Genomic DNA, 11605 nt, shown 5'->3' on the forward strand with positions numbered 1-11605 from the left:
CGCGTTGTCAGCCAACCCGCATCGGCTTCAGCGCTTCGCTCCAGCGGAACAGCTCGTCCAGCATGGTTCTGGCCCCGCCGAGCACCTGCTCGCTGGGCAGGAAGGCGCCGGTCTCGTCGAGCAGCTTCTGGTACATCGGCAGCGCCACGCCTTCCGGAATCGGCATGACACCGACGGCGGTCAGCAACGGTTTGACCGCCTGCGCCGCTCGTAAGCCGCCGGAGACACCGCCGTAGCTGAGGATGGCGGCCGGCTTGTATCGCCATTCCCTGAGCAGGTAGTCGACCGCGTTGACGATCGCGGGAGCGGTGAAATAATTGTACTCCGGCGCCACGAAGACGAATGCGTCGGCGGCGTCGATTGCTTTCGACCAGGCTTTCGTGTGGCTGTTTTCGTATTTGCCGAGTCTCGGATGATGCGGCTCGTCCAGCACCGGCAGGTTGAATGCGGCGATGTCGGTGAGCACCGGCTCGAATTTGCCATGCTCGCGCGCAAAGCTCTCCAGCCACTTTGCGAAAGCGGGTCCGGCGCGGCCCGGCCGCGTGCTGCCGATGATGACGTTCAACTGGTGCTTCAAGGCAGGCTCCCGCCGGTTCTGACATCTGTGGTGCTGCCACCTAAGACACGCAGCCGGACACAGCAAGCAGGCACTTTCCGGTGCCCGGGTCACATTCCAGAGAGCGGATGCATCACCTTGTCGTCCGCTCACATGGACGCCTGCCTTGCCCGCCACTACATTGAGGTGTCAGCGGAGCAAGTCATGGACAGTCAGCCCGTCCCCTTCGTCCCGCCGGCGCCGAAGCCGCGCACCGCGCCGCCCTCGACGCTGGAGATGATCCGCATCGTCTACCGCAATCCGCTCGAACTGTGGGGCGAGCCGACCTACAACGAGCCCTGGATTTCGGTGACCGGCATCGGCGGGCCGCTGGTCATCGCCAACGACCCCGGTCTCATTCGCCACGTGCTGGTCGATAACGCCAAGAACTACAAGATGGCGACGGTTCGCCAGCTGATCCTGCGGCCGATCCTGCGCGACGGCTTGCTGACCGCCGAGGGCGAGGTGTGGAGGCGTTCACGCAAGGCCATGGCGCCGGTGTTCACGCCGCGCCATATCTTCGGTTTTGCCGAGCCGATGCTGAGGCGCACGCGGGAGTTCGTCACGCGCTACGAGGGCGGCGGCACGTTCGACATCGCTCACGACATGACGCTGCTTACCTTTGACATCCTGGCCGAGACGCTGTTTTCCGGTGAGATTTCAGGCGAGCCGGGCAGCTTTGCCAAGGAGATCGACCGCCTGTTCGAGACCATGGGTCGGGTCGATCCGCTCGACCTGTTGCGGGCACCCGATTGGCTGCCGCGTCTGACCCGCATCCGCGGCCGCAAGACCATGGCCTACTTCCGCAAGATCGTCACCGACACGGTGCAGATGCGCGAGGCGCGGTTGAAGCGTGATCCGGACACGGTGCCGCAGGATTTTCTCACGCTGCTGTTGAAAGCGGAGGGACCGGGCGGGCTGACCCGGGCCGAGGTCGAGGACAACATCATCACCTTTATCGGCGCCGGCCACGAGACTACGGCCAGGGCGCTCGGCTGGACGCTCTACTGCCTTGCCGAAGCGCCGTGGGAGCGCGAAAAGATCGAGCACGAGATCGATGCCGTGCTGGCGCGTGAGCCCGACCCGATGAAATGGCTCGACGCTATGCCGCTCACCCGTGCCGCCTTCGAAGAGGCGCTCAGGCTCTATCCGCCGGCGCCATCGATCAACCGCGAACCGATCGAGCCCGAAACCTGGAACGGCCTCTACATACCGCGACGTGCCGCGGTGCTGGTGATGCCGTGGGTCGTCCACCGCCATCGCAAGCTGTGGGACAGGCCCGACGCCTTCATGCCGGAACGCTTCCATCCGGGAAACCGCGAGAAGATCGACCGTTTCCAGTATTTGCCGTTCGGCGCCGGGCCTCGCGTCTGCATCGGCGCCAGCTTTGCCATGCAGGAGGCAATCATCGCGTTGGCGATCATGCTGTCGCGCTATCGTTTCGATACCACCGCGCAAACCCGCCCCTGGCCGGTGCAGAAGCTGACGACGCAGCCGCAAGGCGGGCTGCCTATGCAGGTTACCAGGCGCGCGGCGTAGGCAACCCGACGTCCGTTCGTGTTATGCGGCGGACTTGCGTTGGAACTGGCCGGCGGCGCGGTAGCGCCAGAGATAGCTGGGCAGGATGGTTCCGATCGACCGCGGCTGGATACCGAGGCCGGCGAGCGTCCTGTTGTCCTTGACGGCGGCATCCGACACCACATTGTGCTGGCGCAACAGCAGGACCTGGTCCTTGGTCAACAACGGATTGGGCAGCAGCCCGAGAATTGATGCCTGGAAGTTCGCCAGCCACCATGGCACGGGCAGCAAAAACCGCTTGCGTTCGATGATGACAAGCAGCTCTTGCATGCATTCCTTGAAGCTAAGCACCTGCGGCCCGCCGAGTTCATAGATCCGGCCGCCCTGGACCTTGCCGTCGACCGAGTGTGCCACCGCTTCGGCGACGTCGCCGACATAGACCGGCTGGAATTTCGTCTGCCCGCCGCCGATCAGCGGCAGCACTGGGGAAAAGCGAGCCATGTTTGCAAAGCGGTTGAAGAAACCGTCCTCCGGCCCGAAATTGATCGATGGCCGAAAGATCACGGCGTCCTGGACCGTCTCAAGAACGGCCTTTTCGCCGAGCGCCTTGGTACGCGCGTAGTCCGATTGCGCGTGGAGATCCGCACCCAGAGCCGAGATATGGGTGAGGCCGGCGCCGACGGCGCGCGCCGCTTCAGCGACAGCCCGCGCGCCGAACTCGTGGACGGCAGTGAATTTCTGCCGGCCGGCCTCATGCGCGATCGCCACCAGATTGACGACATGGTCCGCGCCTTGCACGGCGCGGTCGACCGACCAGCGCACCCGGACATTGGCTTGCACCGGCTGGATCTGCCCGACATTGCCGAGCGGCTGCAGGTGGCCGGCGAGATCGGGCCGGCGGCAGGCGACCCGGATGCGGTAGCCGCGCTTGGCCAGCGCCCGCACGACATGACGACCGACAAAGCCGGAGCCGCCGAACACGACCACGAGCTTTGGGGTCTGCAGGATTTCGGTCATGGCTGGCTCCGGCGGCTATCCAGATGGCTTGGTTGAAGCCGTTTCATAGTCGGTTTCGCGCCAAAGGCAAAGGGCGACCATCGGTCGCCCGGCATTGTTGAAGCATGATTTCCAGTATCCGTTGGAAACGGCAGAAAACCCGCCGACGCCGGGCTTTAGGGTAACTCCATTCGGGACAGGAACCTTTGTTCCGGCCGGCGATTTTAGGATGTATGGTTTGATTCCGAATGGAGGATATTGCCGATGACGACAAAACGCGTTGCGATCTTCGCTCTGGCTTTCGCAACAGGCTGCAGCATTGGTGCCTCGGCATTCGCGGCAAACCGGCATCACCACCAAGCTCAACCCGAACGCTACGTTCCGGCCAACGGCAACATCATCGACATTCTGTTCGGTGGCCCGCGCTACTATGACAACCACCTGTTCACGACGGCCGCCGAACCCTGCTCCTACAACAGGGTAGGGCCGGACGCGAATGCGGCGAACGTCATCAACGATCATTATTGCGGGAAGTAGGCTCGCGCTGCCGGATCGGCAGGCGTTCTCAGCCGCTCATCGGACAAACGAATTTCTTCAGGACGAATAGCGGGCGGCGAATTCGGAAATGCGCTGCACCACGGCTTTCGGCGCGCTTATGCCGCGCGCCGCCGCCTTCTCCGCGGCCTCGGCCCGGGCACGCCCCGGCACATGCACGCCATAGCGCCGCCGCAGCCGGTCGAGTTGATCCTTCATCCGCTTTTCGAAGTCCGGATCGAGCAGCTTGGGCTCGACGGCAAGCACGAAAAGGCCGGTCCCCGGACTGTCCGGCCCGCCGCTGAACCATGGCGCATCGAGCGACCAGTTGGCGCCCGACAGGCCCGCAGCCAGCACCTCGACCATCAGCGCGATGTTGGCGCCGCGCTGGCCGCCGAAGGCAAGCATGGCGCCCTTCATTGCAGCTGCCGGGTCCGTGGTCGGATTGCCGCTCGCATCCAGTGCCCAGCCTTCGGGTATCTTCTTGCCGTCCTCGGCCGCCTTGCGGATGTTGACGAAGGCGGTGGCGCTCGACGATTGGTCGATGACCAGCGCCGCCCCGTCCGCGGCGGGTGCCGCAAAGGACATCGGGTTGGTGCAGTAGACCGGCTTGACCGAGCCCGAGCCGGCAAGCACGGCCGGGCCGTTGGTGGCGGCGAACGATACCAATCCCTGCGCGGCCAGCCGTCCGGTGAAATAGCCGAGCGCGCCGCATGTATAGGCATTCTTCTGTGAAAAGATGGCGACGCCGAACAGTCGCGCCGCCTTGGCGAGGTCATCGATCGTGCGGTCGAAACCGGTATGCGCCAGTCCGCCGCGGGCATCGGAGAGATAGACTGCGAGCGCCGGCCTGGTGATCACCGGATCGGCATTGCCGTCGATACGGCCGGCTTCCAGCGCTTCGAGATAATCGATGAAATGCGACAGCCCGACGGTCGACAGTCCTTCCGCCTCGGCCGCGACGATCGAGGCAGCCAGCGACTGCGCTGCCTCTTCGTTTGCGCCGGCGCCAAGTGCGGCCATCCGGCACAGCCCTGTCGCCTGGTCGAGACTGAGTTGCATTGTGATTGCCATGGATATCTGAGGGAATGGGTGAATGGTGAATGGTGAGTGGGATTTAGCCGGTAACACTACGGGCTACTCACTACTGACTATTCACCATTCACCATTCACCTAACCAATCTTGTTCGGAATCCGCGCCTCGATCTTGCCCAGAGCGAAGACGAGGATGCCGGTGATCGCCATATAGATCAACGCCAGGAGCAGCAAGGGTTCATAGGTGAGGTAGGTATCCTGACGCACCTTTGAAGAGACGGCGAATATATCGATCACGCTGATGGTCGCCACCAGCGGCGTCGATTTCAGCTGCAGCACGGTTTCGCCCGTCAGTGTCGGCAGCGCGCGATAGAAGGCCTGCGGCAGCCAGATTCGCTGGAATGTCTTCCAACGGCTCATGCCGAAAGCGCGGGCTGCTTCCAATTGGCCTTTCGGCACGCCGGCAAAAGCGCCTCGCATCACCTCGCCCTCATAGCCGGCGAAGGACAGCGTCAGCCCGAGAACGCCATAGGGCCATGCCTGCCTGAGATACGGCCACATCCAGGACTCGCGAATCCACGGATATTGTGGAAACAGCGAGCCCAGCCCGTAATAGAGCAGCCAGAGCTGCAGCAGCAGCGGTGTTCCCCTGATGACGGTGCAGAAGACCTTGGCGGGTGCCGCGAACCAGACGGGGCCGGCAGCCTGCGCCAGGCCGAGCGGCACGGCGAGCAGGAAACCCAGTATGCAGGTGACGGCAAGAATCCACAGCGCGCGCCAGATGCCGAGCAACCCCATCCCGTAATATTTAGGCAGCCAGTCCCAGCGCATGAAGACAGCCGCCGCCAAAACCAGTCCCAGCGCGATCAGGATCAGCACGATACGATGCGGCTTCAGCCACAGCGAAGCGCGTGCGGCTATCTCGACGGCCGCTTCGCCAGTCATCACCGGGCCAGCCATCAACGGGCCTCCTTGAGCGAGGGCATGCCGCGGCGGGCCCAGCTCTCGATGCGGCCGATGATCAGGTTGGAAACCAGCGTCAACAGAAGGTAGATCGCGCCGGCGGCGACAAAGAATGTCAGATAGGCTTTGGTGACGCCGGCCGCCTGCCGTGTCGCCAATGTCAGCTCGAAAAAGCCGACGACCGCCAGCAGGGCGGTGTCCTTGGTGGCGATCAGCCAAAGATTGGCAAGGCCGGGTATGGCGAACGGCAGCATCGCCGGCAGCGTGATGCGCCGCAGCAGCAGGCCGGGAGACATGCCATAGGCGCGCGCGGCTTCGATCTGGCCCTGCGGAATGGCGAGGATCGCCCCGCGGATCACCTCGGTCGAATAGGCGCCCTGGACGAAGCCGAGCACGGCAATGCCGGCCGCCAGCCCGCTAATGTCCATGCGCTGATAGCCCATTGCCGTCAGCATCTGATTGATCAGGTCGGTGCCGGCGTAATAGAGCAGAAGGATCAGCACCAGCTCCGGCACGGCGCGCACGACGGTCGTATAGACTGCCAGGAGATCGCGCACCACCGGACCACCATACAGCTTGCCGGAGGCGCCGCCGATACCGATCAAAAGGCCGAGACAGGTGGCGCCGACCGCAATCTCGATCGTATGGAGCAGCCCGACGATGAGCGTTCCACCCCAGCCCGGCGGCACGGGCGAGAGAAGCGCGATGGCAGAGGCGGCCCAAGCCGGAACAAATGCGTCGATCAGCGTCGCCCTCGAATTGCTGGCGCTAAAACCGCCGGCGATTTCCGCCCGCGGAAGCTCGCGTCGATGGATTTCGACCAACCACGCGGCTCTATCGGGGCCGCGTGGTTAATCGCTCATGGATGAGGCCGTCAGTTCGACTGCGTGTCGGAGCCGTAAATATCAAAGTCGAAGTACTTCTTCGAAATCTCGTCATATTTGCCGTTGGCGCGGATGGCCTTGATACCGGCGTTGATCTTTTCCTTCAACGCGGTGTCTTCCTTGCGGACGCCGGCGCCGACGCCGGGCCCGAGAATGGCCAGATCCGGCGCGACCATGCCTTTCAGATCGCAGCATTGCTTGCCCTGGTCCGATTTCAGGAAGGCGTCGAGGGCGATGGAATCGGCCTGCACCGCGTCGACCCGGCCGGCGGCAAGATCCTGGTTGGCCTCGTCCTGGGTCTGGTATTCCTTGATTTCCGCCGCGTCGGCGAAGTGCTTCTTGGCGTAGTCGGCGTGTACGGTCGAGACCTGGACGCCGATGATCTTGCCCTTGAGGTCCTCCGGTGTCGAGCCGAACTTCTGGTCCTTCGGCCCGATGATCGCAGTCGGGGTGTTGTAATATTTGTCGGAGAAGTCGATCGTCTTCTTGCGTTCGTCGGTGATCGACATCGAGCTGGCGATGACGTCGATCTTCTTGGTCGTCAACGCCGGGATGATGCCGTCCCAGGCGACCGGCGTGATGACGCAGTCGAGCTTCTCTTCGGTGCAGACAGCGTCGATGAATTCGATTTCCCAACCGACCCATTTGCCGGAAGCATCCGGCGAGGTGAACGGCGGATAGGGCTCGGCAGCGACACCGATCTTGACCGGATCGGCCTTGGCCACGCCCACGGCGGCAACGCCAAGCAGCAGCGCTGCCGCAAAGGTCTTGAGAATAATCTTCATCGTCATGACTCCCAGTTTGTTGTTGTTCCCGGTTTTCGTCCGCCCACGGTTTAACTGATGTTGCGGATGAACTGCTTCAGCCTTTCGGATTTTGGTGCGCCGAAGATCTGTTCCGGCGACCCTTCTTCCTCGACCAGCCCGTTATGGAGGTAAACGACATGCGTCGCGACCTCGCGGGCAAACTTCATCTCATGGGTGACCAGCACCATAGTGCGGCCTTCCCGCGCCAGGTCGCCGATCACCTTCAGCACCTCGCCGACCAGCTCCGGGTCGAGCGCCGAGGTCGGCTCATCGAACAGCATGACGCGCGGATTGATGGCCAGCGCCCTGGCGATCGCGGCGCGCTGCTGTTGGCCGCCCGACAGATAAGCGGGATAGACGTCGCGTTTTTCGGCCAGGCCGACGCGGGCGAGCAATTTTTCCGCCTCGCCGATCGCCACATCGCGCTTGACGCCGAGCACATGCACGGGAACCTCGATGACGTTCTCGATCAACGTCATGTGGCTCCACAGATTGAAATTCTGGAAGACCATGCCGAGCTTGGAGCGGATGCGTTCGATCTGCTTGCGGTCGGCGGGCACGGTGTGGCCGTAGCTGTCGGCCTTCAGCTTTATCTCTTCGCCATTGACCCGGATGATGCCGCTGGTCGGGTTCTCCAGGCAGTTGATGCAGCGCAGCAGCGTCGATTTGCCCGAGCCGCTGCCGCCGATGATGGCGATCACCTCGCCGTCGCGAGCCGACAGCGAAACGCCCTTCAATACATGCAGCTTGCCGAAATTCTTGTGCAGGTTCTCGACGTGGATGGCTTCGGCGGCGCCGTTCTGCGCCGTATGCTTCAGGGCGGTGGCCGGCGCTGTCATCGTCGCGGCGCCCCGCGGAGCAGCCGAGGCAGTGCTTGCTGGAATTTTTTACCCATTACCCGTCACTGGACAGCGTTCCGATTCTCAAGATGGACCGTTCCGCTTGTCTCCGTCAACCGCAGTTTTTTGGACCATTGATCACCGCCTGCCGAGTGGCTATTGGCAGGAGGGGCGCGTTTCAGGAGAATTTAGTGGGCAAAGCATACGGGTCGCAGTCGATGGCCGGGACGCTGCAGCGCGTGCTGATGCGCTCCGCTGCCGGCGCCATGCGTCGGGCCGAAGCGCTGGAGTGGCACTATGGCCCCGGCTTCAATCCGCAAAAAGCGGCGGTCCAGCATGATGCGCTGGCCAGGCTGATTTCGGCCTCAGGCGCTGAGATCGAATGGCTGAGTGACGCCGACGACGGGCTTGCCGATTCGGTTTTTACCCACGATCCCTCGCTGATGACCGACCATGGCGCGGTCATCCTTGCCATGGGCAAGGCGCTGCGCCGGCCCGAGCCCAGCCTCCACGAGGCAGCCTATGGGCGCATGGGCATCCCCGTCCTCGGCCGAATCGAGGCTCCCGGCCAGGTCGAGGGCGGCGACTGCGTGTGGGTGGATGCAAACACGCTGGCCATCGGCCGCGGCGTGCGCACCAATCAGCACGGCATCCAGCAGCTCTCCAACCTGCTTTCGCCCAAGGGCATCCAGGTCTATGGCTTCGACCTGCCGCTCTGGCAGGGCGAGGAGGCCTGCCTGCACCTGATGTCGGTGATCAGCCCGCTCGCCGACGATCTGGCGCTGGTCTATGCGCCCCTCCTGCCGGTCGCCTTCCATCAGATGCTGCGCGAACGTGGCATTCGGCTGGTCGACGGCGATGCCGACGAATTCTTCGCCTCGAATGGGCTCAGCCTCAATGTCCTGCCGACCGCGCCGCGCCAGGTTATCGCCGTTGCCGGTTTTCCGAAGACGGCGGCTGCCATGCAGGCCGCTGGCTGTACGGTCTCGACATTCGAGGCCGATGCGCTGTGCATTGCCTGCGAGGGCGGCCCGACCTGCCTCACACGCCCGGTGCTAAGACAATGACGACCATTGGCGAAGCGCTCATCACCTTGCTCGAAGCGCACGGCGTCGACATCGTCTTCGGCATCCCCGGCGTGCACACGGTCGAGCTCTACCGCGGGCTGGCGCGGTCGAAGATCCGTCACATCACGCCGCGCCACGAGCAGGGCGCCGGCTTCATGGCTGACGGCTATGCGCGCGCCAGCGGCAGGCCGGGTATCGCCTTCGTCATCACCGGGCCGGGGCTGACCAACACCATCACCGCCATGGGCCAGGCGCGCGCCGATTCGGTGCCGATGCTGGTAATCTCGGGCGTCAACGCCACACCGACGCTGGGCAAAGGCCTTGGCCATCTGCATGAACTGCCGGACCAGCGCGGCATGATGGAGAAGGTGGCGCTGTTTTCGCACCGTGTCACCGAGGCCGGCGAACTGCCCGGCGTGCTCGCCCGCGCCTTTGCGCTGTTCTCATCCTCGCGTCCGGGTCCGGTGCACATCGAGATCCCGACCGATGTCATGAGCCTGCCTGCCAACGGCATCGTGCCGCTGCTGCGGAGTTCAGCGCCGCCCGAGCCGGATGTGGCGGCGATTGCCGAGGCGGCAAGGCTATGCGCGTCTGCCCGCCGGCCGCTTATCCTGGCCGGCGGCGGCGCCAAAGCGGCCGAAGCGCCGTTGCAGCACCTGGCCGAGAGGCTGGGAGCGCCGGTCGTCCAGACCGCCAATGCGCGCGGCCTGCTCTATCGTCATCCACTTGGCGTGCCGGCCAGCCCCAGCCTGAAGGCGGTGCGTGCGCTGATCGCCGATGCCGACCTGGTCATTGCCGCCGGCACCGAATTCGGTCCGACCGACTATGATGGCTATGGCGACGGCGGTTTTGTCCTGCCCGCCAACCTGATCCGCATCGACATCGGCGCCGACCAGCTTGCCCGCCGGCCTGCGCGGATTTCGATCCAGGCCGATTGCGGAGCGGCGCTCAAGGCGCTGCTTGCCGAAATCGGCACGCACGAGACGCCATTGGATGATGGTTCAGCCCGCGCCGCCGCGACGCGGCAGGCGGCCTTTGCCGAGATCGGCCCGGCCATGCAGGCGCAATTGCGAGCCGTCGAGACGATCCGCGATGCGCTGCCTGGCGCGATCATCGTCGGCGATTCGACCCAGCCGGTCTACGCCGCCAACCTCTATTACGATCACGACCGGCCGGGCGGCTGGTTCAACGCGGCCACCGGCTTCGGCGCGCTCGGCTATGGCCCGCCGGCGGCGATCGGTGCCGTCCTTGCCAGGCCTGAGGCGCCGGTCGTTTGCCTCACCGGCGACGGCGGCTTCCAGTTCACCCTGCCGGAACTGGGCGCCGCGCTCGACGCGGCGGCGCCGGTGATCTTCGCCGTCTGGAACAATCGTGGCTACCGCGAGATCGAAACCTCGATGCTCGACGTCGGCGTCGAGCCGGTCGGCGTCTCCCCGGCACCGCCGGATTTCTGCAAATTGGCCGAAGCCTACGGCATTGCCGCCGAGCGGATTTCTGGCACTGGCGGCTTGGCGGACGCGCTCGGGCGCGCGCGGGCGACTGGACGACCTTACGTCATCGAGATTTCGGTTGAGTGATCGCGCGAAAGGCGCGACCTTCCGCATCGGCGGCGCGCAATGACGGAGCGGTCGAATATGACGGAAACACTGGACGGCAGACATATCGTGGTGACCGGCGGCACCGGTGCCCTTGGCGGCGCGGTCGTAGGAAAACTGCTGGAGCAGGGCGCGATCTGCCATGTGCCCAATGCCCACGCTGCCGCGCCTGCGCATTTTCCCTTTCCGGCGCATGACCGCGTCAGGCTGGCGCACAATGTCGACCTTGCCGACCCTGCCAAGGTCGACGCCTTCTATGCCAGCGTTCCGAATTTATGGGCATCGGTGCATCTGGCCGGCGGCTTCACCGCCGCGCCGGTCGAGAAGATCGAGCCCGCCTCCTTCGCCGAGATGATGGATACCAATGCCCGCACCACCTTCCTGTGCTGCCGCGCGGCGATACGCTCGATGCTGGAATCTTCCGTGCCGGGCCGCATCGTCAATGTCACCGCGCGAGCCGGGCTCGATCCGCGGCGCGGCTCCGGCAAGGTGGCCTACGCCGCCGCCAAGGCGGCAGTCGCCGCGATGACCGTGGCGATAGCCGAAGAGCTGAAGGGCAACGGCATCCTGGTCAACGCCGTGGCGCCCTCGACGCTCGACACGCCGGCCAACCGGGCTGACATGCCGAACGCAGATTTCAGCAGATGGGTCAGCCTTGAAGCGGCCGCCGAGGCCATTGCTTATCTCGCCTCGCCGGCCAACATGGCGATCAGCGGCACGCTGGTGCCACTCTACGGCCGGGCCTGAGCCTGCGGTCCGTCGCAAGCAAAAGG

Annotated in this window: 12 protein-coding genes; 5 read left to right on the forward strand and 7 right to left on the reverse strand. The window is 64.4% G+C overall.

The genetic code is table 11. The features are described from left to right. Positions 1 to 7: 7 nt before the first annotated feature. Complete coding sequence (locus tag NKH16_RS07585) at positions 8 to 577, reverse strand: NADPH-dependent FMN reductase (RefSeq protein WP_352454723.1); 570 nt, start codon at positions 575 to 577, stop codon at positions 8 to 10. 183 nt (positions 578 to 760) lie between these two features. Between NKH16_RS07585 and NKH16_RS07590 the strand changes: the two genes are divergently transcribed. After that, positions 761 to 2134, forward strand: coding sequence for a cytochrome P450 (locus tag NKH16_RS07590; RefSeq protein WP_352898890.1), 1374 nt, complete (start codon positions 761 to 763; stop codon positions 2132 to 2134). Positions 2135 to 2155: 21 nt separating this feature from the next. On the opposite strand, the gene NKH16_RS07595 is transcribed toward NKH16_RS07590, so the two are convergent. Then, positions 2156 to 3130: a complex I NDUFA9 subunit family protein gene (locus tag NKH16_RS07595; RefSeq protein WP_352454721.1), complete on the reverse strand. Its 975-nt coding sequence runs from the start codon at positions 3128 to 3130 to the stop codon at positions 2156 to 2158. A 243-nt stretch (positions 3131 to 3373) separates the two neighbouring features. On the opposite strand from NKH16_RS07595, the gene NKH16_RS07600 reads away from it, so the two are divergent. Then, the gene (locus NKH16_RS07600) at positions 3374 to 3646 is read left to right on the forward strand and encodes a hypothetical protein (RefSeq protein WP_352454720.1); all 273 of its coding nucleotides are present in this window, start codon (positions 3374 to 3376) and stop codon (positions 3644 to 3646) included. A 57-nt stretch (positions 3647 to 3703) separates the two neighbouring features. Here NKH16_RS07600 and NKH16_RS07605 read toward each other — a convergent pair whose 3' ends face one another. The 5 genes from NKH16_RS07605 to NKH16_RS07625 form a co-directional block, all read right to left on the reverse strand. Then, positions 3704 to 4705, reverse strand: coding sequence for an Ldh family oxidoreductase (locus NKH16_RS07605; RefSeq protein WP_023676270.1), 1002 nt, complete (start codon positions 4703 to 4705; stop codon positions 3704 to 3706). Between the two features lie 111 nt (positions 4706 to 4816). Further along, positions 4817 to 5623: an ABC transporter permease gene (locus NKH16_RS07610; protein WP_352453686.1), complete on the reverse strand. Its 807-nt coding sequence runs from the start codon at positions 5621 to 5623 to the stop codon at positions 4817 to 4819. A 14-nt stretch (positions 5624 to 5637) separates the two neighbouring features. Further along, entirely contained in the window at positions 5638 to 6303 is a 666-nt protein-coding gene (locus NKH16_RS07615; RefSeq protein ID WP_352453687.1) for an ABC transporter permease, read from the reverse strand. Positions 6304 to 6515: 212 nt separating this feature from the next. Continuing rightward, positions 6516 to 7310: a transporter substrate-binding domain-containing protein gene (locus NKH16_RS07620; RefSeq protein WP_352743813.1), complete on the reverse strand. Its 795-nt coding sequence runs from the start codon at positions 7308 to 7310 to the stop codon at positions 6516 to 6518. Between the two features lie 50 nt (positions 7311 to 7360). After that, positions 7361 to 8170, reverse strand: coding sequence for an ABC transporter ATP-binding protein (locus tag NKH16_RS07625; protein WP_352743811.1), 810 nt, complete (start codon positions 8168 to 8170; stop codon positions 7361 to 7363). Positions 8171 to 8388: 218 nt separating this feature from the next. On the opposite strand from NKH16_RS07625, the gene NKH16_RS07630 reads away from it, so the two are divergent. The 3 genes from NKH16_RS07630 to NKH16_RS07640 are packed head-to-tail and all read left to right on the forward strand — an operon-like array spanning position 8389 to position 11579. Next, positions 8389 to 9237 carry a dimethylarginine dimethylaminohydrolase family protein gene (locus NKH16_RS07630; protein ID WP_352743990.1) on the forward strand — a complete coding sequence of 283 codons (849 nt, stop codon included), beginning with the start codon at positions 8389 to 8391 and terminating at the stop codon, positions 9235 to 9237. After that, complete coding sequence (locus tag NKH16_RS07635) at positions 9234 to 10814, forward strand: 5-guanidino-2-oxopentanoate decarboxylase (protein WP_352743809.1); 1581 nt, start codon at positions 9234 to 9236, stop codon at positions 10812 to 10814. Before NKH16_RS07630 ends, NKH16_RS07635 begins: the two co-directional genes overlap by 4 nt. A gap of 57 nt (positions 10815 to 10871) precedes the next feature. Next, positions 10872 to 11579, forward strand: a complete 708-nt coding sequence (locus NKH16_RS07640) for an SDR family NAD(P)-dependent oxidoreductase (protein ID WP_352453685.1) — start codon at positions 10872 to 10874, stop codon at positions 11577 to 11579. The last annotated feature ends 26 nt before the right edge of the window (positions 11580 to 11605 follow it).

The organism is Mesorhizobium sp. M1307 (assembly GCF_040318155.1).
Taxonomy (GTDB): Bacteria; Pseudomonadota; Alphaproteobacteria; order Rhizobiales; family Rhizobiaceae; genus Mesorhizobium.

Excerpts from the sequence above, each read along its gene's own strand:
- NKH16_RS07595 (WP_352454721.1), bottom strand. The coding sequence starts at position 3,130 with ATGACCGAAATCCTGCAGACCCCAAAGCTCGTGGTCGTGTTCGGCGGC.
- NKH16_RS07600 (WP_352454720.1), top strand. The coding sequence starts at position 3,374 with ATGACGACAAAACGCGTTGCGATCTTCGCTCTGGCTTTCGCAACAGGC.
- NKH16_RS07635 (WP_352743809.1), top strand. The coding sequence starts at position 9,234 with ATGACGACCATTGGCGAAGCGCTCATCACCTTGCTCGAAGCGCACGGC.
- NKH16_RS07590 (WP_352898890.1), top strand. The coding sequence starts at position 761 with ATGGACAGTCAGCCCGTCCCCTTCGTCCCGCCGGCGCCGAAGCCGCGC.
- NKH16_RS07630 (WP_352743990.1), top strand. The coding sequence starts at position 8,389 with ATGGCCGGGACGCTGCAGCGCGTGCTGATGCGCTCCGCTGCCGGCGCC.
- NKH16_RS07620 (WP_352743813.1), bottom strand. The coding sequence starts at position 7,310 with ATGAAGATTATTCTCAAGACCTTTGCGGCAGCGCTGCTGCTTGGCGTT.
- NKH16_RS07640 (WP_352453685.1), top strand. The coding sequence starts at position 10,872 with ATGACGGAAACACTGGACGGCAGACATATCGTGGTGACCGGCGGCACC.
- NKH16_RS07625 (WP_352743811.1), bottom strand. The coding sequence starts at position 8,170 with ATGACAGCGCCGGCCACCGCCCTGAAGCATACGGCGCAGAACGGCGCC.
- NKH16_RS07610 (WP_352453686.1), bottom strand. The coding sequence starts at position 5,623 with ATGACTGGCGAAGCGGCCGTCGAGATAGCCGCACGCGCTTCGCTGTGG.
- NKH16_RS07605 (WP_023676270.1), bottom strand. The coding sequence starts at position 4,705 with ATGCAACTCAGTCTCGACCAGGCGACAGGGCTGTGCCGGATGGCCGCA.